The 25,408-nt window shown below is 67.8% G+C and carries 9 protein-coding genes (1 of these 9 running past the window's edge); all 9 read left to right on the top strand.

The window, feature by feature from the left end; genetic code table 11:
* Positions 1 to 41 precede the first annotated feature (41 nt).
* Positions 42 to 1,460, top strand: coding sequence for a type VII secretion integral membrane protein EccD (gene eccD, locus SACE_RS26455; RefSeq protein ID WP_029622033.1), 1,419 nt, complete (start codon positions 42 to 44; stop codon positions 1,458 to 1,460).
* Positions 1,461 to 1,502: 42 nt separating this feature from the next.
* Positions 1,503 to 2,894, top strand: coding sequence for a type VII secretion protein EccB (gene eccB, locus SACE_RS26450; protein ID WP_011874741.1), 1,392 nt, complete (start codon positions 1,503 to 1,505; stop codon positions 2,892 to 2,894).
* A gap of 89 nt (positions 2,895 to 2,983) precedes the next feature.
* A complete protein-coding gene (locus SACE_RS26445) occupies positions 2,984 to 3,289 on the top strand; it encodes a hypothetical protein (RefSeq protein ID WP_011874740.1) in 306 nt (101 codons plus the stop codon).
* 31 nt (positions 3,290 to 3,320) lie between these two features.
* Positions 3,321 to 3,608, top strand: coding sequence for a WXG100 family type VII secretion target (locus SACE_RS26440; RefSeq protein ID WP_009950010.1), 288 nt, complete (start codon positions 3,321 to 3,323; stop codon positions 3,606 to 3,608).
* A gap of 143 nt (positions 3,609 to 3,751) precedes the next feature.
* Entirely contained in the window at positions 3,752 to 5,416 is a 1,665-nt protein-coding gene (locus SACE_RS35790; protein WP_157894871.1) for a hypothetical protein, read from the top strand.
* Between the two features lie 354 nt (positions 5,417 to 5,770).
* A complete protein-coding gene (locus SACE_RS38585) occupies positions 5,771 to 8,347 on the top strand; it encodes a hypothetical protein (RefSeq protein ID WP_052635544.1) in 2,577 nt (858 codons plus the stop codon).
* A gap of 41 nt (positions 8,348 to 8,388) precedes the next feature.
* Positions 8,389 to 8,844, top strand: coding sequence for a YbaB/EbfC family nucleoid-associated protein (locus SACE_RS26415; RefSeq protein WP_011874737.1), 456 nt, complete (start codon positions 8,389 to 8,391; stop codon positions 8,842 to 8,844).
* Positions 8,845 to 8,980: 136 nt separating this feature from the next.
* A complete protein-coding gene (locus SACE_RS26410; protein WP_009951605.1) occupies positions 8,981 to 9,283 on the top strand; it encodes a hypothetical protein in 303 nt (100 codons plus the stop codon).
* A 359-nt stretch (positions 9,284 to 9,642) separates the two neighbouring features.
* Positions 9,643 to 25,408 carry the beginning of a helix-turn-helix domain-containing protein gene (locus SACE_RS26405; RefSeq protein WP_011874736.1) on the top strand. The gene runs 19,613 nt beyond the window's last position, so the window shows 15,766 of its 35,379 coding nt (coding positions 1-15,766); its start codon is at positions 9,643 to 9,645; the stop codon falls past the right edge of the window.

Below are 25,408 nucleotides of genomic sequence, written 5' to 3'. Positions count from 1 at the left end.
TTGGGGTGAACTCTTCGCTGGACAAGCCGCGTGTTCTGGGCATGACGGGAACGACGCAGCCCACTGTCGGCGCCGGCGAGGTGTGCCGGCTCACGATCTACGGCCCGACGTCGCGCATCGAACTGGCGGTACCGGCGCACGTGCCGCTGGCCGACTTGTTGCCGACCTTCCTCGGACACCTCGGCCAGGAGCTGGGCAACGCCGGCCTCGACCACGGCGGCTGGGTGCTCCAGCGGCTGGGCGAGGCGCCGTTGGACGAGGACCTCGGCACCGCCGCGCTCGGCCTCTACGACGGTGACACCCTCTACCTGCGCCCGCGCAACGACCAGTTGCCGCCGGCCGACTTCGACGACCTGGCCGACGGGGTGGCCACCGGTATCTCCGAACGCAAGGACGCGTGGCGGCCGGAGCTGACGCGGCGGTTGTTCCTCGGTCTGGTCGGCGCGACGCTCGCCTTCGCGGTGCTGATGGTGCCCTTGCTCGGGGACGGTGGTGCCGTTGCTCTCGTGTCTGGAGTCGCGGCACTCGTGCTGCTGGTCGGCGCCGCGGCCACCTCTCGTGCGCTGGGCGACAGGTCCGGCAGCGTCGTCCTGTCGGCCGGCGCGATCGGCTTCGCCTTCGTCGCGGGCTCCGCGCTGCCTTCGATAGGGCGGTCGCTGCTCGACGGCCCCCGGGTGCTGAGCGCGCCCTCGATTCTTTCGGCGGCGTGCTGCGTGGCGGTGTTCGCGGTGCTCGGCCGACTCGTGGTCGGCCGCGGGCCGGACTCCGGGTTCATCTCCGCCGCCGTGTCCGCCGTACTCGCGGCGATCGCCAGCGGGCTCTCGCTCCTGGAAGTCATCGGGGCCAAGGGCGGGGCCGCGATCGTGCTTGCGGTGACCTTGATGCTCGGGATGCGCGTGCCGGTGCTCGCGGCTCGCATGGCCGGCCTGCGCGTGCTGCCGCTGCCCGAGACTCCGGAGGAGTTCCAGCAGGACATCGACCCCGAACCCAGCCGAGACGTGCTGGAACGCACGGCCCGTGCCGACGCGTTCGTGACGGCCCTCTACATCGGTCTGGGCATCGTCGGTGCCGGCTGCCTCACGGTGCTCGCCTGGAGCCCCGGCTGGGCACCGGTGACGCTCGCACTGGTCGCGTCGGTACTGCTGATGCTGCACTGCCGCGAGCTGGTCAGCGCCCGCCAGCGGATCGCCGTGCTGATGCCCGGGGTCGTCGGTGCCGCGATGTCGCTGACAGCCGTGTGCGCGGAAGGAAACGCGGTACTACGGCTGGTCGTGGTGGTCGCGCTGGTCGCGGTGGCCGGGCTGCTGTACGCGGGGGCTCGAATCCTGCCGGGCCGCAAGCTGCTGCCGTACTGGGGCCGTGCCGCCGACTGGGGCCAGACGACCCTGGCCATCTCGATCATCCCCCTCGTGCTGGCCGCGATGGATCTGTACTCCCGGGTGCGGTCCGGATGGTCCTGACCTCGACCCGCCCAAACCGCAAACCGCTGAAGGAGGTGTGCCGTGCATTCGCGCAGTGACCAAGTCCAAGCGCACTCGTTCATGACCGCGCGACTGGTGTCCGCGCTGGTGCGCGCCGAACCCGACGCGGCCGACCGCCCGCTGCGGCGCACACCGTTCGGCATGGCGATCGGGCTCATGCTGGCCGTGCTGATCGTGGCCGGTTTCGCGGTGGCCTCGATGTTCTGGCCGGGCGGCGCGACCAAGTGGATGCAGCCGGGCACGCTGATCGTGGAGAAGGAGACCGGCACGCGTTACGTGCTGGCCGGCGGAGTCCTGCACCCGGTGTCCAACCTGGCCTCCGCGAGGTTGCTGCTGGGGGCGAACATGCAGGTGGCCAGCACCCCGCAGTCCTCGCTCTCCGAGGTGCCGCGCGGGACGCCGGTCGGCATCATCGGAGCTCCGGACTCGCTGCCGGACCCCAGCCGCCCCGCGAACGGGACGTGGTTGTTGTGCGCGGATTCCACGACGGACGCCTCCGGTGCGCGCCAGCCGACGCTCTCGCTCGGTGTCGGCGAGGCTTTCCAGACGCAGCCCGTGCCCGACGATCGGGCCGTGCTGGTGCGGGTCGCCGACGGTACCGAGTACCTGGCGTGGCGGGACAAGCGGATGAAGCTGGTAGGGCCGTGGGTGGGGCGGGCCCTCGGGTACGACGACGGTGCCGCGGTCCGCGTCCGCGACGCCTGGGTCAACGCGCTGCCCGCCGGGCCGGACCTCGGTGCGCCGCCGGTGTCGAACCAGGGGCAGCCCGGGCCCGTGCTCGACGGCGAGCCCACCAAGGTCGGCCAGGTCTTCCGCGTCGACGGCATCGGGGTGCAGGAGCGGTATTTCGTCCTGACCGGTGAGGGGCTGCTCCCGGTGACCAAGACCGGTGCCGCGCTGGCACTCGGTAACCCGGCCACCGCGTCCGCATACGGCGGCGCCAAGGTCGAGGCGCGCACGCTCAGCTCGGCGGCGCTGGCCTCGGCGATGGTCCTGCCCGCACCGGAGGCGATGGCGGCGTGGCCGCCCGTCCCGCCCGCCCTGGTGACCGGTCAGCGCCCGTGCGTCCAGACCGTCACCAACGGCACCAGCGCCTCCCATCGGTTGGTGTCGGCGCACAGTGTCGGCAACGCCGCGGTCGTCGGCGGCCCCGGCATCACCGGCACCGAGCTGACCGCGGACCGGATCGCGGTGCAGGCCGGCGGCGGCATGCTGGTGCGCACGCTGCCCGCCCCTGGTGTGGCCGGCGCGGGTCTGTACCTGGTCGCCGAGCCCGGCGCGAAGTTCCCGGTGGCCGGCCAGCAGACCGCGACCGCGCTCGGGCTCCCGGCGGACAAAGCCGTCGGGGTTCCCGCGAACCTGCTGGATCTGCTGCCGACCGGTCCAGTGCTTTCCGGCCAGGGTGGGGGGTGACGCCGCTACGTCGTGACGATCACAGCACGTTCTCGAGCAACACACGACTTACCCGAGTTTCTCGTACCGGTTGAGAAGGAGAAAGAACAATGACCGCTCCAGGCACCTATGGCCTCAAAGTCGCGCAGATGGACGAGATCATCCGCCGTACGGAGGAAAAACTGCAAGAGATGAAGGTCCTGAACACCATGGTCACATCCGATGCCGGCGCCATCATGACCGCGAACCAGTCGGATTCGGGCAAGCTCCTCATGGACAAGTTCAACGTCTGGACCAACGACTTCAACCAGATTCGTTCCAAGCTGGTCGAGCTGAACGACAAGGTGAAGGCGCTGCGGCAGTTGCAGCTCGCCAACACCCATGACGCCACCAGCGTCTCCGGCGCCGACATCTGATTCTTCAAAACCGCTAGAAAGGGGAAAAACCATGTCCGACTTCTTGGTCAATTTCGGTTCCTACGGCGAGGTCAACCAACGTCTCACGCAGGCTGCCAACCGGATGGGCACGATCCTGGACGACCTCAACAATTTCCTCAAGAACATGGGCGAGGCGACTAAGGGTCAGGCTGCGCCGCTGTGGCAGGAGCAGCAGCTGAAGTGGACGCAGGCCTACATGGACATGAACACCCGGCTGAACACCGGCGCCCGGACCTCGACGGAGGTGGCGAACATCTTCCAGGAAGGTGACCGCCGGGGCGCGAACATCATGATGTGATGCATTCCCCCGTGGAATGCTCGACTCCGGTCCGGGCCTTGCGGTGACGCCGCGGGCCCGGACCGGGCCCCGAGTCCCCAGCGCTTCCGCTCCGAAAGAGAAGGCCCATGACGGATAGTACGAGTATTCCCGATCCGGCTAAGTTGACCCCGCCGTACCGGAGGAACCTACCACCCGGTGGCGACACCAATTCCGATCCCAACGTTCCCGCCGGCCACATCACGGCGTTCGACAGGAGCCAGTACGAACGGCTGATCAAGGCGGTCGACTCGGTCGACCATTCGCTATCCCAGCAGTTCCTCAAGCCCGGTACGGACATCCGGCTGGACGAGTCGCTGGGCAGCCGGCTGCACGTCGGCAGCGACTCGTGGTCGGCGGTGACGGACTTCATCAACGCCGCCAACAAGTTCGGTACGTCGGTCGACACGATCAACGAGAAGTTCAGTGACGACTGGCGGGGATTCATCAAGGCACTCAACGCCGCCAAGGATGTCTTCGACGACACCAACAACCTGGCGAACTACAGCGCTCAGAAGTTCCTGAACGACTATCCCGAAATCGGTGGAGAGGGAGCCTCCTCGTACGGCGGTGGTATGGGGTCGTACGGCGGCTTCGGCGGTACCGGCGGGATGGGTGGTGAGGGCACGACTGGCGGTACCGGCGGGGCTGGTAGTGAGGGCACGACTGGCGGTACCGGCGGGATGGGTGGTGAGGGCACGACTGGCGGCACCGGCGGGGCTGGTAGTGAGGGCACGACTGGCGGTACCGGCGGGGCTGGTAGTGAGGGCACGACTGGCGGTACCGGCGGGGCTGGTAGTGAGGGCACGACTGGCGGTACCGGCGGGGCTGGTAGTGAGGGCACGACTGGCGGCACCGGCGGGGCTGGTGGTGAGGGCACGACCGGCAGCACTGGCCCGACCGGCAGCGGATACTACGGCCCTCCAGGGAACGCGCAGTTCACGCCGAATTCGCAGAAAGCGGCGCCGGACCAGAACACGCCGTGGCAGCAGCGGCCGGTGGGTACCGAACTGCAGCAGGACACAGCGCCGCAGCCTGTGCCGCCGCCGCAGCAGCCGTGGGGGCAGCAGGGCACGACGCCGCTGGAACCGAGGCAGGCTTTGAAGGTCGTTCACGTCGATCAGAACGGGAACCCGCTGCCGCAGCCCGTGCCGTCGGCGTCGCCGCCGCCGGTGCAGCGGTGGGGACAGCCGGTGGACAGTCAGCCGAAACCGGACGCGACGCCGCAGCAGCCGATGCACTCGCACCCGAAGACCGTGGTCGAGATCGTTCACGTCGATCAGAACGGGAACCCGGTGCCGCAAGGGCAGCGGCCGTCGGATCCTGAGCAGGACACGCCGCCGGCGCAACCGGTGTATTCGCATGAGAAGACGAAGCCCGAGATCGTCAACGACCCGAACCAGGGCACGGCGCCGCAGGCTGTGCCGCCGGCGTCGCCGCCGCCAGCGGAGTCGTGGGGGCAGCAGGGCACGGCGCCGCAGGCTGTGCCGTCGGCGTCGCCGCCGCCGACGCAGCCGTGGGGGCAGCAGGGCACGGCGCCTCAGGCTGTGCCGCCGGCGTCGCCGCCGCCAGCGGAGTCGTGGGGGCAGCAGGGCACGGCGCCTCAGGCTGTGCCGTCGGCGTCGCCGCCGCCAGCGGAGTCGTGGGGGCAGCAGGGCACGGCGCCGCAGGCTGTGCCGTCGGCGTCGCCGCCGCCGACGCAGCGGTGGGTTCAGCCGGTGGAAGGGGTTCAGCCGGTGGATGGCCAGCCGAGGCCGGACACGCAGCCGGACAACCCACCGGGCCAGTAAGTGCGTGCCTCTGATCAGGGGTTCGTGCCCCGAAGCGAGCTGGGCAAGGGCGAGGATGTGAGCAGCCAGGCGCGGGAGGCGGTTGAGCGGAGTGGGCTCCGGCGCCTGCTGTCGATGGAGGACAACCGCTCGGATGGGGAACGACCGTGAAACCAGTCCCGGTGACGGAGCCTGCGTCGCGGCCAGGCCCTGTACGCCGAGCTAAGGCCGATGTTGGATCCAGCTGAGCACGGGCCGCGGTGCCGGATCGTCGGCCATCGTGGCGGCGACCAAGCGCCGTGAAGCCCTAGTGCCTACCGGCCGTGGCCTGACCAGTCAGTCGATGCGGGTATCCGCTGAGATCGAGGAGAATTCATGGCTGAAGAGTCAGCCTCAGGGTTGAGCGTCCCCGACAACACGCATTGGGCGGAGTGGAACTTCGGGCAGGTGCTCCTCGCGCTCACCGGCGACAAGATCGATTTCGGCGCCGTGGACAAGACCTGGGTGAAGTTCAACCCCGATTCCGCCGGGAAGGAGTTCGAGGGCGAGCCCGACGGCAAGGACGCGATCAGCTACCACGCCTACTACAAGTACTACTACGGGGCGAACTACAACCACGAGGCCTTGCGGGCTTGGCGGGATCTGTGCGCCAAAATGGACACGATCGCCGAGCATCTCTGGTCGGCCCGGCGTGGCTCGCTCGACATTACGACCATCCGCGACGCACGCCTGAAGCTCGAGGCGTACGAGAGGTGGCTGAAGGAGTCCGGCGACGACTACCGGGCCTGGGCGAAGAACCTCAACTCGGATGACTCGAAGTTCAAGGGCCAGGCGGCGTCGGTTATCCAGCAGCGTATGGACACCAATGCCGACGCGCTCGAAGATTTGCACGAGCAGGTCACGGACAACCACGGTGTCAGGATCGCCAAGACGTTGCGCGACCTCGAAGACCAGTTGAACTCGGCAGCCGTGAAGATGTCTTCGGCATGGTTGCGCATCAGTAGCGAGATCGCGGGGTACCCGGAAAAGACCGCGGGGAACAGCGTTCAAAACGTCGTCGATTACATCCGGGGCGCGGGTATTGTCGCGGGGCATCCGAACTACCAGTTGGAGACGATAGTCCAAACCCAAGGTTGGTGGAAAACCGAGGTAGGTGTGAACGCTGCCAGGGACTACATCGACAAAACTCTGGCCGGCTACGCGGGCGGAAACCTCACGAACGCCGAGACCTGGAACAAGATGAACGATGAGATCAACAAGCAGATCACATCGAAACTCGAAGAGCTGGACAACGTGGCGCGGGAAGTCATGCGAAATCTGCACCCCGCGATGCTCACGGCGACCACTGCCCTGACCGAGCTGACGACTCCGACGCAGTCGAACCCGAGTGGTGGCGGGTCGAGCTTCACGCCTCCGCCTGGTGGTGGGACGGACTTCACGCCTCCGCCTGGTGGTGGGACGGACTTCACGCCTCCGCCTGGTGGTGGGACGGACTTCACGCCTCCGCCTGGTGGTGGGACGGACTTCACGCCTCCGCCTGGTGGTGGGACGGACTTCACGCCTCCGCCTGGTGGTGGGACGGACTTCACGCCTCCGCCTGGTGGTGGGACGGACTTCACGCCTCCGCCTGGTGGTGGGACGGACTTCACGCCTCCGCCTGGTGGTGGGACGGACTTCACGCCTCCGCCTGGTGGTGGGACGGACTTCACGCCTCCGCCTGGTGGTGGGACGGACTTCACGCCTCCGCCTGGTGGTGGGACGAGCTTTACGCCTCCGCCTGGTGGTGGGACGGACTTTACGCCTCCGCCTGGTGGCGACCTGAACGTTGCTTCCCCGGGTGGGAGCGGCGGAGACTTCGAGCCCGCGAACGGAGGGGCCGGATTCGTTCCTCCACCCATCATGGGAGGCGGTCTCCCGTCCGGCGATGGACTTCGCAGCAAGCAGACCCCGCCCGCCTTCAACGGTGGCGCGTCGTCCGGCCTGGACCAGGACGGGAACCCGTTGCCTGGGTTCGATGCGCAGGGCAATCCGTTGCCTGGGTTCGACCAGGACGGGAACCCGTTGCCGGGCTTTGACGCCCAGGGCAACCCGTTGCCGGGCTTCGAGCCCGCCAACGGCGGCATCGGCGATGGTTATGTCCCCGGGCTGGACCAGAACGGCAACCCCTTGCCTGGCTTCGACCAGAACGGGAACCCGTTGCCTGGGTTCGATGCGCAGGGCAATCCGTTGCCGGGCTTTGACGCCCAGGGCAACCCGTTGCCGGGCTTCGAGCCCGCCAACGGCGGCATCGGCGATGGTTATGTCCCCGGGCTGGACCAGAACGGCAACCCCTTGCCTGGCTTCGACCAGAACGGCAACCCCTTGCCTGGCTTCGACCAGAAAGGCAACCCCTTGCCTGGCTTCGAACCCGCCAACGGCGGCATCGGTGCCGGCGGTGGGCTCGGTGCCGGTGCCGGTGCCGGCGGGGGCGCCGGGATCGGCGGCGGAGCCGGGATCGGGGCTGGCGCAGGCGGTTCCACCTCCATGCCGAGCTCCGGTTTCTCCACTGGCGCGAGTTCCGGTCTGGGGGGCACGGGCGCGACGCCGTCCGGCGGTCTTGGCGGCGGTGCTCAGATGCCGCCCGCGCAAATGTCGGGTGGCGCACCGGGCATGAATGGCGTCGGCTCGCCGATGATGCCGCCGATGATGCCGCCGATGGGCGGTATGGGAGGCATGGGTGGCAACAACGACCAGAAGGAACGCGAGCGCCAGACCTGGCTGTCGGAGGACGACGAGGTGTGGGGCGCCAACGAGGCCGCCGGCATGAGCGTGATCGGCCGGCCCGACGAAGAGGGCTACGAGTTCGACGAGTCGATCCTGGCCGCTGGCCCTTCTCGTGGTCCCCGCCAGCCAGTGCAGCAGCAGCCCGCCGAGGGCGAGCAGACGGAAGAGACCGCCAGCGGCAGCGCGTAGCGCGCGGTCATCTAATCCAGCGTCAGGAAGGGAAGGTTTCCGTGTCCTCACCGATGTTCAACGATATGGAGGCGGCGCTCGAGGAGCTCCGCGCTCAGCAGAAGCGCATCAAGGAAGCCAAGGAGCAGGCCGAGAAGGAAACCACTTCCTTCCGGACCAAGGACCGCATGATCACCGCGACCGTCGACCACAAGCAGCGGCTGACCGAGCTGAAACTCTCGGGCTCGCGCTATCGCAGCATGGCGCCCGACGAGTTGGCCAGCCGCATCGTCGAGGCGGTCCAGTCGGCTCAAGACGAGGCAGCGAAGAAGTCCACGGACGCGTTCGCGAAGTTGCAGCCCACCGCATCGGGTTTCCAGCTCGGCGACATGTTCAACGGGAACTTCGACCTGGACCGGATGTTCGACGAGGCCGTCCGCATGGCCGAAGCACCTTTGTTCCCGGAGGACGCCAAGAAGAACGCCAAGAACCAGGAGGCGGATACCGATGGTAAGTAGTGGTTCGGGAAGTGGCGCTCCTGCGAGCGGCTCCGGCTCGGGGTCTAGCTCGGCGTCGGGAAGCGGCTCCGGGACGGGGTATGACTCCGGGGCAGGGAGCGGCTCCGATGCGCAGTTCTATGCCAACATACAGGGGATGCAGGCCGGCTCGTACAAGGTCAAAGACTTCGGTGAAGCGATGGCCGGGAAGCGCGACGAGCTCAGGGATCTGACCAACAAGCTCATAGATGCCGCGGGAACAAACAAGGATATGAAGGAGTACGCCTGGAAGTTGGCGCCCGAAATCGAGGGTGTTTTGGAATTGGTCCACGCGCTCAGCGCGGAATTGGACGGGTCGGCCGATCGTCTTAAGGCGCTCGGGGGCTCTTACGAGGACATGCTCACGGACGCGGCCAAGGAAGCGGGGCGAGAGGACGGTCCCACTGTGACCCGGAAGTAGCACTGTTCTGATCGCTTGATCGTGCTGGTTCCACGGCGTTGCCAGCGCGCCGGCACCGTGGGGCGGCAACGGAGTCGGTAGTCGAGACCGGGGGCAAGGCGGGACCTGACGGGACCGCCTTGCCCCCGGTAATGGCTTTTTATCGCGGTGACGGAGCCACCGTCGAGGTCTCGCGATGTGGGAGGTCCGGGGCCGGCGTCACGGGCATTCTGCCCCTTTGGTCTTCCCCCGGATGGTCGAACGTGCATGAACGCGGCGTTGCCGCGTTGATGGCTCGGTTGGCCCGCCTGGCGGGTTCATAATGCTGACGTCCCCCGTTCTACCAAGCTGTCGGATAACGAATTGGGTAGGTGGTTGTTGTGGTTGGTTCGATTATGGTGCCGGAGGAGGTGAGGCGGCTTTTTTTGGTGTTGACGGGTGAGGATATGACGGATGCGGATGAGGGTGTGTTGTTTGCGGTGGCGGAGTTGTTGGAGGCGGGGGCGGTGGGGGTGGCGGAGGTGGGTCCGGTGTTGCGGGAGTTGGTGGGGCGGGTGCGGTCGGAGTTTTCGGGGAAGGCGGCGGATCGGTTTGCGGAGCGGTTGGAGGGGTTTGTGCCGTTGTTGGAGCGGGGTGGGGCGGCGTTGTCGGGGGTGGGGGAGAAGACGCGGGAGTTGGCGTTGCAGGTGCAGTATTTGAAGTTGATGACGGTGTATGGGTTGAATTTGTTGTTGGCGGAGATGGCGTGGGCGGTTGCGATGGCGGCGTTGTCGTTTGGTGCTGGGGTGGGGGCGTGGTTGGCGTTTCGGTTTGCGGTGATGCGGTTTTTGTTGCGGTCGTGGTGGGGTCAGTTGTTTATGCGGTTGGCGATGGCGCAGGTGGCGGGTATTGGGGTGCAGTTGGTGCTGGATCCGGCGGTGCAGGGGACGCAGATCGCGATGGGGACGCGGAAGCCGGATGAGTGGGATGAGAAGGCGACGGTGAATGCGGTGGGTGTGGGGGCGATGAGTGGGTTGTTCGCGTTGCCGATGTCGGCGTTGGGGAATGTGGTGGGGAATGCGGTGTCGGGGGTGTTGGTGCGGGGGTTGGGTGATGCGGTGGATGGGGAGATTTTGGTGGCGGCGGCCAGGCACGCGGTGGCCGAGCATGCGGAGAAGTATCCGATTTCGGCGATGGCGCGTTTTGCTGACGCGGTGGGGGAGAGTTTGCGGGATTATGGGGGGATGTCGTTGGGGGGGATGTGGGCTGCGCGGGTGGGGTCGGGGTTGGGGGAGGCGATTGGTGAGGGGTTGACGGAGATGTTCGGGGAGGCGGCGTATGGGGCGGTGACGGGGGATGGGGAGTTTAATCCGTTTTCGTTGACGGCGGGGTTGTCGGAGGGTGTGGGGTCGTGGGTGGGTGATGTTGTGGGGTTGTGGCGGCGGGGGTTGTTGGTGCCGGGTGGGGGGAGTCCGTATGTGGAGTCGGGTGCTGGTTCGGATTCGGATTCGGCGCCGTTGGTGGAAAAGCCTTCCGATCTCGATGATGATGCGGGTGATGATTCCGGGTATGACTCGGGGTATGGATCGGGCGGTGATTCGGATGCGGAGTCGGTGTGGTCGGACGAGGGTTCTGGTTCGGGTTCGGGGGTGGAGGCGTCGGGTCCGTTGGGCGGGGGTGCGGGCTGGTCGACCGGCCCCGGCCTGGGCGCGGGTGGGGGTGTGCCGGTGGGGATCGATCGCGGCGTTGCTTCGGTGCCGGGGGGTGCGGGCTCCGGTGGGACGACGTCTGCTGGTGGTGGTGTGTCCGGTCCGGGTGGCTCGTCGACCGCGGGCGCGGTGGCCGGGGCTTCGGCTGGGGGCTTGGCTGGGGGGTCGGAGACGTCGGGGGGTCCGTCGGAGGGTGCGGCTCCGGCGACCAGTGGCGGAGAATCCGCGGCCGCGCAGCCGGGGCCCGGGACGGGTCCGGTTTCGCATGGCTCGGTGTCTTCTGCCACCGGCCCGGCGGCTGGGGGACACGGCCCCGCTGTGTCGGGTGCGGTGCCGGCATCGTCGGTGGATGGTGGCCCGGTTGTGTCTTCTGCGGGTTCGCGCACCGGCGCGGTGGTGGATCCGGCGACCAATGCTGGTGAGGTGTGGGCTGGGGATGTGGAGGGGGTGCGGTCGCAGACCCCGCCGCCGCCCTACACCGAGCATGACACCGGTGCTTTTTCCGACCCGGATGTGAGTGTGCCGCCGCCCGCCTACAGCGAGACCGAGCCCGGCACGGTCCACGGCGGACAAGATGGGTCTGGTGCGGACTCGGCCGTGGGTGCCGGCGATGGCTCTAAGCCCCACGTGTCGGAGCCGGGGCGCCAGGACACGGTGTTGTCGGAGGACTCGTCGAGCAGTTCCGCGGTCGTGGGTGCCGGGCACGCGGGTGTGCCGGCCGGCGGCACGGCTGGGGCGGCTTTGGTGGGGTCGGGTGCGGGGTTGTCGTTGGCGGGGTTGCCGTCGGGGGTGGCTGAGGGGGCGCGGGTGGTGCGGGTGCCGGAGCCCACCGGTACGGGCACCGGCGGTGTGTCGGCGGAGCGGGTGCGGGCCCAGCTCGGCGCGGACGTGTCCACCACGGGTGGGCCGGTGGTGGTGGCGTCGCGGGCGGCTGCTGGTGGCGGTGTGGTGATGTCGCCGGAGCAGGCCACGACGCTGGCGCGCGAGCTGGGCCGGGACGTGGTGGTGCTGGCGCCGGGGCGGGGGCGTCGAGGGCCTCGGTGGATGCGGTTTTCGGCCAATGGTGGACGTCCCAAGCCCGCGGCCGACGGTGTGGTGGTGCGCCCGTCGGAGCCGGACACCTCACCGACCGCCCCGCGCACGGATCTGGGCTCGCTGGCGCACGCCTCGACGGCGGTTCCGGAGACCGCCAAGCCCACCACGCCCGCGACCGGGAGCGAGGACGCTGCTGGCCCGGAGGCGTTGGAGACCGCTGCGGTCGGCGCGGATCTCGGCGGGCCGGGGCGGCCGGTCGCGGGGTCGGAGCCCGCCACGCGCGGAGAGGTGTCTGATGCCGATGGACCGGCGATGCCGGCTGGTGCGGAATCGGGTGTGGAGGATGGCTCGGTCGATTCCGTGACAGCCGAGGCCGGTAGCGGTGTCGGAGATACCTCGGCGGAGTCGGTGAGCACTGCGTCGACGTCCCGGCCGGAGCCTGGCCGGTCTGAGAGCGCCGGGGCCGTTGACGCCCGCAAGGAAGCGGTTCGGATCGTCAGGGATACGCATGATCCGGTGAAGCTGGCGCGTTCGCCTGAGGTGGTTTCGGTCGATGAGGTGATTGAGCGGATCGCGGCGCTGGTACGAGAGCACGGTCCCGCGTGGGCGCGTCAGTACTCCCAGGAACTTGCCGACGAGCTCGGCACCGCGGGTCGGGCTTATGGCATTCGTGGCGGGGCGGGACCGGAGCCGACCGCGCAGCCAGGGAACCAATCTGGGGGTTCGGGCCTGCGACGCCGGGGTGCTGTGCGCGGGCGGGTTGGTAACCGGCTCCACCCGGATAACCAGCCGGTGGTGCCACATTCGACTCCACCCGCGCAGCCGCCTGGCAGCGACGCTCGTGGCCACGAGGAGGCTCAGCCTCCGGACGTGCAGGACGTGAATGCCGGAACTCGAGGCGATGATCCGTCCAGGCTTACCGGGCCGCTCGATGCGCCGCACGTTGGTGACGCCGGGCCGGTCGTTGATCTGTCTTCACTGGGTGAGCCGTCCCTGGGGAGGGACTGGAGGCCGGCGGATAGCCAGCGCGGGGATGCGTCTGGCTCCGGCGATCCGTTTGTTGATTTGTCTTCACTGGATGGGATGCCACAGTCCTTGGCCGCGCGGGCGAGCGGCACGGATGTGGCTGGCCCCAACGAGTCTGGCGGTTCTGAGCAAGACAGCCGGACCGTGCAGGCGGAGTCGGAGTCCGAGCCGGCCAGCCCGATTGTTGGCGACCACGACGGGGACCCTGGGAGCCCGGTGTCTCCATTGGACCCCGATGACTCGCGGCCGCTGTGGCCGAGCGTGGACCGGGGCACGGGTGTATCGCGCGGTGAGCGGAGCCCCGAACACGAGGAGTCGCTTGACGTCGACCTGACGCAGTTCGCGGGTGAGCCTCCGGCGCTGTATCAGGGGGAGGTCTACCTGACCGGTGGGTCGTCGGCGCGGCCGGTTGGCGGCGCTGACGGCTTCGCGTACCCGATCCGTGACGACGCACCACAGCGACCGGTGGGCGCACAGCGGTACAACGCGACACCGTGGCAGGACGTTCGGCGGTGGTATTGGAAGCGGCGGGAGCAGGACATCGAGGTCTCGCGCGAGATGCTGGCTGGCAAATTCGGCATGTCCGAGGATGAGGCCCTCCGCGCGCATGAAGCCCTCCTTTACGAGGAGTCTGTGGCTCCGACTGCGCCGCCGCGGTATGACTCGTCGGGCCGCGATGGGTGGACTGGTAGGCGGGGCGAGGGGCCTCTTTCGGGGCGTGATCTGCAGGAATCTTATGAGCGGGCTTGTTTGCTTTTGGCGGAGCAGGCTCGGCTGCGGGGCCAAGGAGCTGTGGCGGGGTGGTTCGCGGACGCGGAGCACGTGTTGGGCTCGCTTGGAGCGTCCGAGACGTTTCGGGTGTTGATGGCGCACCATTTCATGGCGAATCCGAATGACTGGGAGGGTGCGTGGAACCTGCGGGGGCGGTTCCTGGAATACATGGCTCGGGGTGTGTCTGCGGGTGCGGGGCCGGAGCCGGGTGGCGAGGGTTCGCGGTCGTCGGAGGAGACTTCTGAGGAAGAGCGGCAGGAGATGCTGGCTCGGCTCAAAGAGTTGGCTGACCCGGCGGACGATGGCGTTGAGCTGGACACGAGCCGGGAGGAACCGGAGTCTGGCGCGGAGACCGCGAGCCGCCGTGTGTCCTGGCCTGGGGCGCTGACGAGCGAGCAGCGTTCCACTGCGGACAGTGCTGCCGTTGTGACGGCGGATGGTGCGACTGGCGCCACTGCGGATGCCGGCGGCATCGCTGCGATGGACGGGGGAGAGTCGACTGGGCGTGTCCAGCCGGTCGCGGGCCCGGTGTCGGCTCAGGGGCAGTCGGGCCAGGTCACGCTTGATGAGGGCCGGTTCCCGAAGGACGAGTCGGCGTTGACGGTGTTTGGTGCGGGTTCGGCGCACGGTGTGCGGATCGGTGGGCGGTTGCTGTCGGGGGAGGCGTTGGGTGCGGCGTTGGCGGCGAGGCGTGGTGGGGATCGGCGGCCGTTGCGGTTGATCGCGTGTGATTCGGCGGTGGGTGGTCTGGACTCGGTGGCCGCGCGGGAGGCCGCGCGGAGTGGGTTGCCGGTGCTGGGTGTGCGGGGCTGGGTGTGGCAGGCCAAGCGTGGGGGCCGGTATCCGGAGGGGATGGCCAGCCGTCCAGCGCTGGATGGCAGTCGTCCGGTGTGGCCGCCCAACGGCGGTTATGTGCTGTTCGTGCCCGGCCGGGACGGCAAGGTCGTCGAGCATGATCTCAAGGCCACTGTCCCGCCGCAGAATTTGGGTGCTGTGGTCGCGGCGGTCGAGGCCGGTGACGCGGCCCGGCTGCACGAGCTCACCGCCGCTGCGGGTCGTGACATGGCCAGCAGTACCGGCGATGCCCAGGCGGCGGGGGTCTACACCGACACCGACTGGGCCCACTGGGCCGGCACCACACGCCCGGTTAGGGCTGGGGAACAGCCCGTGACGCCGCAAAGCGGGACGTTGGGGTCAAGGCTGCAGACGCTTCGTGAAGAGGCTGGGTTCTCTAAACGCGCCGCGGCAGAAGAGGCGAAGGTCTACTACGGGTGGATTTTGCACTACGAGGACGGCCGCCGTGTTCCAACGCCGGGGGCGCTCCGAAAGCTGCTGGATGCTTACGACGTTTCGGGTGACGAGCGGGCGGCCGTCGAAGCTCTCCATGATGCGGCTCGGAGTAAGCTGAAATTGGCTCGGCAAACCGCTACGTTGGGGGCGGAACTTACGTCGCTTCGTATCAAGGCTGGGTTGAGCCAACATGAAGCAGCGAAGCGTGCGGGGTTCGGACAGGGGCGTATCGCCGATTATGAGGTTAACAAGTTTCCCCCGAGCTCGGAGCGGCTTGAGGCGCTCTTAAGTGTTTACGATGTCTGGGGCGAGCGGCGAGAGCAGGTCGTGGCCCTTCGCGATAAGGCTAATTCCGGCCGTAGCCCTAGTGAGCAGGAAATAGTCCAGCAACGTGGTGCGTTGGGGGCGAAGCTCTGGATGCTTCGCGACGCGGCTGGGTTGACCCGAAAGAAGGCAGCGGCCAAGGCGGGGGTCAAGGAGTGGTCGATTGCCTCCGTTGAGACTCGCCGCACTGTTCCGCACGCGGACTGGCTCGCTGCGCTGCTGGACGTTTACCGTGCCTCGGACGCGGAACGTGCGGAGGTCGAGGCTCTTTACCATGCAGCTGGCGGTCGGAGTGGGGCAGGCACGGAGACGACCGCTGAGCCGGAAACCGGGTCGAACCCTCCGGAGTATAAGTGGCTAACGGGCAAAAAATTGGCGGATACTCGCGCCATGCTCGGGGAACGGGTCCTTAACCGGCTTGCGGAGGTGGAGCCGGAAGGCGGTGTGAATCGGCGGGACGAGAATGAGGCGGCGCGTCAGGAGTGGATCAGTGCCTATTACGCTGGTCAGCAGCTAACGGGTGCCCAACTTGGGGAGCGCTACAACAAGGACGGCCGGTGGGGTAGTGCTCGGGCGGCGGAAGCGCGGCGGCGAATCGAGGACAGCCGCCGGGAGGCGGATGAGCGGCAGCGTGAGGCGGCGAGTCGGGAAGCGCCTGGTTTGGCGTCTGAACTTTTGGGTGAGTTGGACTCGTTGCGGGCGATGGCGGACCCAGGGTCGGATATGCGTTCGCGCCTGGATTTGGTTCGGGCGCAGGTGATCGAACAGCTTGATTTGGGGCTGTTGCGGGATTCTGACTTGCAGGAGCATTTGGATGTGGTGCGGGGGTTGGCGCAGCAGGTGCGGGCTGAGAGTGGCGGGGCGGGCAGTAGTGGTGGTGATACGGCGGATTCGTTGAATGCGGTTGAGCTGCTGGCGGATGCCGAGTCGGCGCGCATTGCCTTGGAGGCGGGGGCCCGGCAGTGGGGTGAAGCGGCTATGGCGCAGTGGTTCGCGTACGCGGACAGTGTTCTGGGGTCGATGAGTGCTTCTGACCCGTTCCGGGTTTTGATGGCCCATCACTTTATGCAAAATCCCTGGGACTTGGACGGTGCGCAGCAGTTGCGTGCGCGGTTGATGGGGTACATGGCTCGTGGTGTGTATGCGGGTGCAGGTCCGGAGCCGGGTGGGGATGCGGATTCGCGCTCGCCGGATGAGACTTCGGAGGAAGTCGCCCACGAGCAGGGGCGGCAGGAGATGCTGGCTCGGCTCGAGCGGTTGGCTGGCTCGGCGGTTGATGGCGTTGAGCTGGGCACGATCCCGGAGGAACCGGAGTCTGGCGCGGAGACCGCGAGCCGCCGTGTGTCCTGGCCGGGGGTGCTGACGAGCGAGCAGCGTTCCACTGAGGACAGTGCTGCCGCTGTGACGGCGGATAGTGCGGACGGCGCCACTGCGGATGCCGGCGGCATCGCTGCGATGGACGGGGGAGAGTCGACTGGGCGTGTCCAGCCGGTCGCGGGCCCGGTGTCGGCCCGCGAGCGGTCGGGCCAGGTCGCGCTTGATGAGGGCCGGTTCCCGAAGGATGGGTCGGCGTTGACGGTGTTTGGTGCGGGTTCGGCGCACGGTGTGCGGATCGGTGGGCGGTTGCTGTCGGGTGAGGGGTTGGGTGCGGCGTTGGCGGTGAAGCGTGGTGGGGATCGGCGGCCGTTGCGGTTGATCGCGTGTGATTCGGCTGTGGGTGGTCTGGGCTCGGTGGCCGCGCGGGAGGCCGCGCGGAGTGAGTTGCCGGTGCTGGGTGTGCGGGGCTGGGTGTGGCAGGCCAAGCGTGGGGGCCGGTATCCGGAGGGGATGGTTAGCCGTCCGGCGCTGGATGGCAGTCGTCCGGTGTGGCCGCCGAATGGCGGTTATGTGCTGTTCGTGCCCGGCCCGGACGGCACGGTCGTCGAGCATGACTTGGGTATTGCGGTGCCGCCGGCGGATCTGAACGCGGTGATCGCGGCGATCAAGACGGGTGACAGGGCGCGGCTTGTCGAGCTTACCGCCGCTGCGGGCCGTGACGTGGCCAGCAGTACTGGCGATGCCCACGCGGTGGAGGTCTACACCGACACCGACTGGGCCCACTGGGCCGGCACCGACACCGTCGACACAGGCCAGACCCAGGCCGGGGCGCGTGTTGAGTTGGGCAACAAGTTGCGGGCTCTTCGTGAAGCCGCCCGGTTCGAAACCCAAGCCGCCGCGGCCAAGCAGTTGAGGAAGACGCCTTCGAGATTTTCTGAGTATGAGTCTGGTTCTCAGGTCCCGAGTTCGGGGCGGACCAAGGCGTTGCTGGAGTTGTACGGGGTTAGGGATGCGGCGCAGCGAGAGGAGGTGATGCGTCTTCGTGATGAGGCTGCCGGGCCTCGTGGTCAGCAGGAACCGTCGCCGGCGCGTGTTGTGTTGGGCAACAAGTTGCGGGCTCTTCGTGAAGCCGCCCGGTTCGAAACCCAAGCCGCCGCAGCCAAGCAGTTGAACATTACGGCTATGGGTATTGGTAGGTATGAGTCTGGTGTTGCGCTTCCGGGTTCGGGGTGGACCAAGGCGTTGCTGGAGTTGTACGGGGCCGATGCGGCGCAGCGAGAGGAGGTGATGCGTCTTCGTGATGAGGCTGCCGGGCCTCGTGGTCAGCAGGAACCGTCGCCGGAGCGTGTTGTGTTGGGCAACAAGTTGCGGGCTCTTCGTGAAGCCAAGTTCGAAACCCAAACCGACGCGGCCAAGCAGTCGAACATTAAGGCTGTGAGTATCGGTAGGTATGAGTCTGGTTCTAGGGTCCCGGATCCGGCGCGGACCGAGGCGTTGCTGGAGTTGTACGGGGTTAGGGATGCGGCGCAGCGAGAGGAGGTGATGCGTCTTCGTGATGAGGCTGCCGGGCCTCGTGGTCAGCAGGAACCGTCGCCGGTGCGTGTTGTGTTGGGCAACAAGTTGCGGGATCTTCGTGAAGCCGCCCGGTTCGAAACCCAAGCCGCCGCGGCCAAGCAGTCGAACATTAAGGTTAGGAGTTTTTCTAGGTATGAGTCTGGTTCTAGGGTCCCGGATCCGGCGCGGACCGAGGCGTTGCTGGAGTTGTATGGGGTTAGGGATGCGGCGCAGCGAGAGGAGGTGATGCGTCTTCGTGATGAGGCTGCTGGGCTTCGTGGTCAGCAGGAACCGTCGCCGGAGCGGCTCATGGAGCTTGATGAAGCGGCCGGGTTGGAAGCCCAGGCCACGGCGGCAGGGGTTGGTGTGCATGTTGATGAAGATGGTGTTGTTGAGTCGCTGGTTGCCAAGTTGGAGGGCAGTGTGGCTGCTCTGGAGCGGCATTTGGCGGCGTTGCCGGCGGATTATTCGCCGGAGTTGCGTGAGCGTGTGGTGTTGTGGTCGAGGGTTTTGCGGGATCGTGCGGACCAGATTCGCAGCGGTGCGGACATGGCTCGTTTGGAAAAGCGGGCGAGCGATGCGGCAATGTTGGTGGAGCGGGTGCGGCGGGATCGTGAGATTGTGGCTGAGTTGGATTCTTTGGTGGGGTTGTTGGATTCGGTCTCGGATGCGTATGTGATGCCGGTTTTGCGGGAGCAGATAAATGATTTGCGGGCGGAGGTGGTGAGGGGAGACCAGGTTGCTGATGTGGAGTCTCGTCTTAGTGTTGTGCGCGAGTTCGCGGACGACGTGCGGAGTCGGTTCGAGCAGGGTGTGCCGGGTACGGAAGATTTGATGCAGGTGGAGGAGGCTGGGGACACGGCTAGTGCTGGTGCTGTTCTTGGGGATACGGAGTTGTCGCGGATCGAGGCGCTTCAGTTGCGGGAGTTCGCCGCGCGGGCGCGCGCGGCTTTGGAGGAGGCTGATCAGGAGGAAGTTAAGGAGTGGTATAGGAAGGCTGGACGCTTCCTGGGGGAGCTTCGGGCGTCTCCTGACTTTCTGGACTTGATGGCGCACCATTTCATGGCGAATCCGAATGACTGGGAGGGTGCGTGGAACCTGCGGGCGCGGTTCCTGGAATACATGACTCGTGGTGTGCGTGCGGGTGCGGGGCCGGAGCCGGGTGGCGAGGGTTCGCGGTCGTCGGAGGAGACTTCGGAGGAAGTCGCCCACGAGCAGGGGCGGCAGGAGATGTTGGCTCGGCTCGAGCGGTTGGCTGGCTCGGCGGTTGATGGCGTTGAGCTGGGCACGATCCCGGAGGAACCCGAGTCTGGCGCGGAGACCGCGAGCCGCCGTCAGTCCTGGCCGGGGGTGCTGACGAGCGAGCAGCGTTCCACTGAGGACAGTGCTGCCGCTGTGGCGGCGGATGGTGCGGCCGGCGCCACTGCGGATGCCGGCGGCATCGCAGCGACGGAACGGGACGAGACCACCGAACGCCCCCAAGACGTCCAGGACACCCTGTACAAAACGATCACCCGGCAGGACACCGAGTACACCGAAGCGACCGAGTACACAGCGACCGACTACACCGCAGCAACCCGGGAAACCGAGCCCACAGAGCTGTCCGACACCGAAGACGCCGGCGACAACGGCAGTGAGCCGGTCGACGACGACGGTGCATCGAGGCAGGCCGCGGGCGAACGCAACGGTGTCGGCTCATCGCGGCCGCGCTTGCCCGACTACTTCCTCAGCGGTGACTCGCTGGGCCGATCACCGCAGCTCAGCGAGACCGTCGGGGCCGACCGAGTGGTCGCGAGCGCGGAGAGGCTGTTGCCCAAGGACAGCAGCCGAGACGGCATCGACAAGCTGGAGCAAGCTGTCCGAAAGCAGTTCGGCAGCCTCTTCAAGCATGGCCGGAAGTTCAAGGTCGGCGACGTGACGCTTCTGGTCAAGGCCGACTTCACCGCGGACCCGCGGACGCTCGTCCAACCCGCGCGCGGCACGCAATCGGCCTCCACGAGCAGCGACTACATCGCAGGAGCCAGTACCCAGTCCGCGCACCGGCCGGACTTCACGCTGTTCTGGTTCATCCCCGGCGTGCCGGGTGTTTTCGGTACCGGGGTCATCAACATCCCGCTCGGCGCGTCCGATGTCCGCGGCACCAGCCGCACCGACACGCACAGCCAGTCGATGAGCCTCACGCTGCCGGCCCAAGCAGGCCCGGACAGCGACAGTGAGTACACCGGAACGCGTGCGCTCTGGGCACCGTTGAAATTCGAGATCTCGCGCGTAGACGACGACGGCCGGGTCCTTGGCGACAGCGAGTTCGTCGGTGGGAAAGACGACCCCGATTCCCGCCCGGTCGGCGTCGCGTTGGGCGTGGCCACCGGACTGCGGCCGCTGGAGAGCGCCCGCCCCCTGCCGATGCCCCGCGAGCTGCCTCCTTCCGTGGTGGAAGCACCGCTCGTCGATGAATCGGCCCGCGGTTACTACAAGGGCAAGCCCGTCGGGGTCAAGACCAAGGACGGGCAAGCGCCGACCATCTACGAGCAGGTGGCCGCGCAGATCCCTTCCCTCAGCGAAAAGGGAAAGGAAACGCTCGAGAACTTCATCGCCGGCATCGGCGAGCTTCTGCCGCCGATCGCCGTGACCCAGGAACAGGCGGACGCCGGTCTGGGCTGGCAGTCGTCGGAGGCGCTGCTGCCCTCCGGAAACCCCCTCAAGCGGCTACTGCGGAGCCGCGCGATGCGCGTGCAGGCGCGGGCAGTGGTCCGGAAGGTCGCCTACCTGGAGACCATCGACAACGCGCCGTTCGCGTCGTCGACCAAGGATGCCTCCCAGCTGACCAGTCAGCACGGCGCGGGAAGGGAGGTGAGCGCCTCGCAGCTGGTGGGGGCAGGTGTGGACGCCCTGGGAATTCTCGCCGCCGGGGGAGGGCCCTATTTCGGAGCCGGTCTCGGTTCCAGCCAGGAAAAGCAGTTCGCGAGCACGACCGAGCATGGTGAGGCCGCGGCGCGCGACGTCAAGCTCCTGCGCTACCGCAAGGTTCTCGACCTGGAGGTCCGGCTTCCCGGGCGCCCCGCGATCACGTTCCCCGGCGCCATCGACTCCGCGAACTGGACGCCGGCGGAGTTCGCCCAGAACGCCGGAATGCTCGACACCGACGGTCGGCCGGAGGTGGACCTCGCGACCGACATCACTCGTACCGGCCTGCGGTCCAGCGGGGCGGGCGCGAAGCTCGCCGAGATCTTCCGCGAATCGGCGCGGACCATCCCGGGACACCACCGATGGAGTTTCTGGCGGGACACGGCGTTGGTCACCGACTTCGGTGATCCGAAGCTGAAACGGGGAATCAAGGGCAGGACCGACGAGCAGCTCAAGCGCGGCGACCAGATCGACGCCGCCACCTCGGGCGCGCGGTTGTCGTCACCGCAGGTGGTCGAGGAGATGCTCACCGACCAGGCCACGGTGGTCGAGCTGGTCGAACAAGGCCGGGGACACGACTACCACGTATCGCTCAAGCTGGATGCGAAGGTGCTCGAGGTCAAGGCCCCGGAACCGGTCGACGAGGTCGCCGCGACGACGACCACGACCGAGTCCGAGTCCGCGCTGCACAGCACTGGAAGGAGCTGGACGGCCGCGGGGGGTTTCGCCGGGCGCGTCTACTCGGTGGTGGCCGGAGCGCCGGCCTTGATCACCAGCTACCACAAGTTCGGTTTCACCCGGTCGAAGGCGTCGGCCATCGGGGAGAAGACTGAGCGGACCTTCGGCGGTGCCCGCGGCAAGGAGCCGGCCGCCAGCGGGTCGGTGGGCCCCGAACCCCGCAAACGCCTGGCCTTCCGGGTGCGCTACACGGCTTCGGGAACGCATTGGCAGGAGTGGAATGCCCTGGTCAAGGGTGTGACCATCGGCAGGCCGGGTGTGCACACGACGGAAGTGAAGAACCTGCCGATCGTGGACAGCACGGCCGCCGCGGAGGGCCGCGAGCCGGGCGTGGTGGAGGTCGACCAGGTCATCGAACTTCCCGCGTCGAAGGCCGACCAGCTCCATGCCGAGCTGCTCGAGCTGATGAACTCCGCGGTCGAACCCGTGGACCGGCACGAGGTCCCCGACGACGACGAGACCACGTCCCATGGTTTCTCGCGCCTGTATGACGGCACGGAGCTGATGTCGCTGCACGGGCTCCGCCACATCCGGGAATCGGCGTACCGGCAGCTCGAGAAGCTCTCCGGCCACGGGAACTGGAAGCTCGCGGACAACGGGCGCCTGGTCAACAGCGGGATCTCGCTCGGCGCGATTCGTCGCAACCCGCGCTCGTGGAGCAAGAAAATCCGGCTGGGTGGCCTGGTGTCGGAGCGGCGCCGCCGCGGCCAGGTCGGCGCGGTCGAGTATTCGCTGATGCGGCGAAACCCCAGGGTGCTGCTGGACGACAAGGGCAATCCACTCGAGGACTGGAAGCGGCCGGCGCACTCGATGACCGGGGGGCGCACCACCGACAGCAGCACGACCGGTGCCGGCACGTTCGTCAACTCCATCGAGCCCGGAATCATCCCGGCCAGCGACTTCTCCGGCGAACACGATGGCAGCACCTTCAAGCTGGGTGCGCTGGCCCTGCTGGAACTGACCCCTTGGAAGGGTTCTTTCTTTAGCAAGCGGGGTTATACGACCACCAGCAGCCGCACGCGTTCGGAGAAGCACACGGCGGTCAAGGGCAAGTGGATCGAGGCGGATGTCGAGGTCACCGTCGCCGCGGAGATCAAGACATCCAGCAACTTGCCCCTGAGGAAGCTGTTCAAGTCGAAGCCGGACGAGCGGTCGGCCGAACGGTTCACGCTGCCGAGGGCGGGCAAGTTCTGGGTCACCGACGAAGAGCTGCACGAGATCAGGACCAAGCAAGCCGAGGTGGACGCACAGCGCGCCCGGGAAGCCGCCGAGAACCCGCCGGCGCCGAGCCCGGCCGCGCAGCCCGCCCCCTCAACGGACCTGGCGCCGCTGCCCCCCGGACAGACTCTCGCCACGCCGTCCTGGAGTGGAGGGGTCACGGCGGCCGTGGACCTCACCGAACGGACCGACCGGACCGATCGGGACCCGATCTCAAAGCTTCACGAGCGGTTGGTGAACCACCTCGGCTCCAAGCTGGCCGACCAGGTGCTCCCGCGTTCCGCGCAGGACACTGGCCACCCCAACTATCCCGATGTCGCGGGGTTCCTGTCCAATGTCCAGGCCAAGCTCGGCGACGTCGAGAACGGTGGGGCCAGCACAACACTGCGCATCGAGGACCGCAGGCGGAAGGGGCACACCTACGAACTCCACGTGGACGCCGAGCTGCTGTCGGAGCCGGTGGCGCAGGGAATCACGCACGGCGAGCTGGTGACCGCGAACGACGCGACCGTCACACTCAGCGAGACGCGCCAGCGGAGCAGGGTTCTCCTCGAAGTGTTCAGTGCCCTGATCCCAACGCTCGACATCGCGGGGCCCGATTCATCGGTGCCTTCGCCGACTGGCGAACCGACTCAGCAGCACGGAGGGGCGTACGCCAAGCTGGGCCTTGGGCTCGTGCACATCGCAGAGTGGCTGAAGCAGTCCCGCACCCGCGCACGGTCCGAGGCCAAGCACTACACGCAGACCGAGACGGTGTCCGGTGCGCTGGCGGCGCATCGCGCTGACGTGCTGTTCGACCTGCGGATCGAGCGCCACGGAGAAACCCTCGCCTCCGTACAGGAGCCCCGCAACAACGTCGGGATCCGGACGGCCGTCGAGGACGCCCTCCCCGCCGATGTCGCGCAGCGGCCACGGGGTGGCGTGTTCGTCGATCGGGAGGCGTCGGAGGCGACCGGCGAGGCGCTGCGCCGGTGGCGGGAAGCCGAAGGCTCGGAGCGCCTGCCCGATGACTCCCGGTTCCGGGCGGTGGATTTCCTCGGCAAGGTCGACGACCTCGTCGAGGCCGTGGAGCACTACGTCACCCAGGCCGGCGGGTCCGTGGACGCCGAAACACGCCGCAAGCTGCGAGCGTGGTTCACCCCGCACCGGTTGGAGGCGCTGCTCGGGCCACTGGCCGCCCGGGGAACCCATGCCGTGGAGGTCGAACTACCGGACTGGCTGGGCGTCGACGTCGCCATCGCCGTCAGGCTCGACCGGGGCACGCTCACCTCGACCAGCGGGCGGATCAACCTGGGTGGCCAGCCCACGACATCAGAGACCGAGCAGGACGCGGTCAGCTCGGGCAACGGCCATGCCGTCTTCGCCGCACCGTTCGTCGCCGGTGGCGTGTCTCAGCCGGAAGGAGCGGAGACCTACGAGGAGGGGCGGAACCCCTTCGGTTCTGTAGGCGACTGGAACATCCCCCTGCGTTCTCTGGGCGCACACGAATCGGAGCTGGAGCAGGAAGCCGAGGAGCACACGACCGGTGCGTCTGGGCGCGGGACGAGCACGGACTACTCGCTGAAGGACATCACCAGCACCTGGTCGCACCGCGCCGAGTTCCGCATCATCGCCAGCGGCAAGCGCACCGCCGTCGGCGACGTCCCGTTCGAAGCGGGCTATGTGATCCGCCGCGGTGACCGCGGAGACGAGCTTCCCGCCGAGTTGGTGGCCGCGACGCGCCAGTTCGCCGAGAGCGACAGGGAGTGGACCGCCGCCACTTACCAGGAGCACGCCGCTCACTTCCACCTGTCGCGGGCAGAGGCGGACGAAGCGAAGGCGAAGCGCGAAGCTGACGAGCTGGCTCAGCACGAGGCGGAGGCGCGCAGGCAGGCTGACGAGTGGGGCCGGCGCGAGTCGGTGGCGTGGACGCAGGCCGCGGGTCCGGAGTGGCACGGGGACGCGGTTGGGCGGGAAGCCGCTGAGGGGGTCTGGCGCGATGCCGCGGTGGGCAAGGAGGCCGCGGAAGAGGTTCGGCGCGAGGCGGAAGCGGCTAACCGAGCCGCGCAGCAGCGCTGGCAGGAAGCGGTGGCGAGCAAGCAGGCCGCGGAGCAGCTCTGGAACGAGGCCGCCAGGCGGAAGCAGGTCGCTGAACAGACCTGGTGGCAGGCCAAGCAGTACTACGAGTTCCAGCTCGCCAAGGCACGCACGGAAAGCGACCTCGCGGGTGGTCCAGCGGATGTGAGCGTGACCTTCCCGGACGACGCCGATACCCTCCCGCTCTCGAAGCTGGTCGAGCTGA

The sequence above is a fragment of the Saccharopolyspora erythraea NRRL 2338 genome, from assembly GCF_000062885.1.
Classification (GTDB): domain Bacteria; phylum Actinomycetota; class Actinomycetes; order Mycobacteriales; family Pseudonocardiaceae; genus Saccharopolyspora_D; species Saccharopolyspora_D erythraea.
This window is presented reverse-complemented; position numbering and strand designations above follow the sequence as displayed.

Bases quoted from the DNA above. Each gene is read 5' to 3' on its own strand.
- SACE_RS26440 (WP_009950010.1), top strand. From the start codon at position 3,321: ATGTCCGACTTCTTGGTCAATTTCGGTTCCTACGGCGAGGTCAACCAA.
- SACE_RS38585 (WP_052635544.1), top strand. From the start codon at position 5,771: ATGGCTGAAGAGTCAGCCTCAGGGTTGAGCGTCCCCGACAACACGCAT.
- SACE_RS26445 (WP_011874740.1), top strand. From the start codon at position 2,984: ATGACCGCTCCAGGCACCTATGGCCTCAAAGTCGCGCAGATGGACGAG.
- eccD (WP_029622033.1), top strand. From the start codon at position 42: ATGACGGGAACGACGCAGCCCACTGTCGGCGCCGGCGAGGTGTGCCGG.
- SACE_RS26410 (WP_009951605.1), top strand. From the start codon at position 8,981: ATGCAGGCCGGCTCGTACAAGGTCAAAGACTTCGGTGAAGCGATGGCC.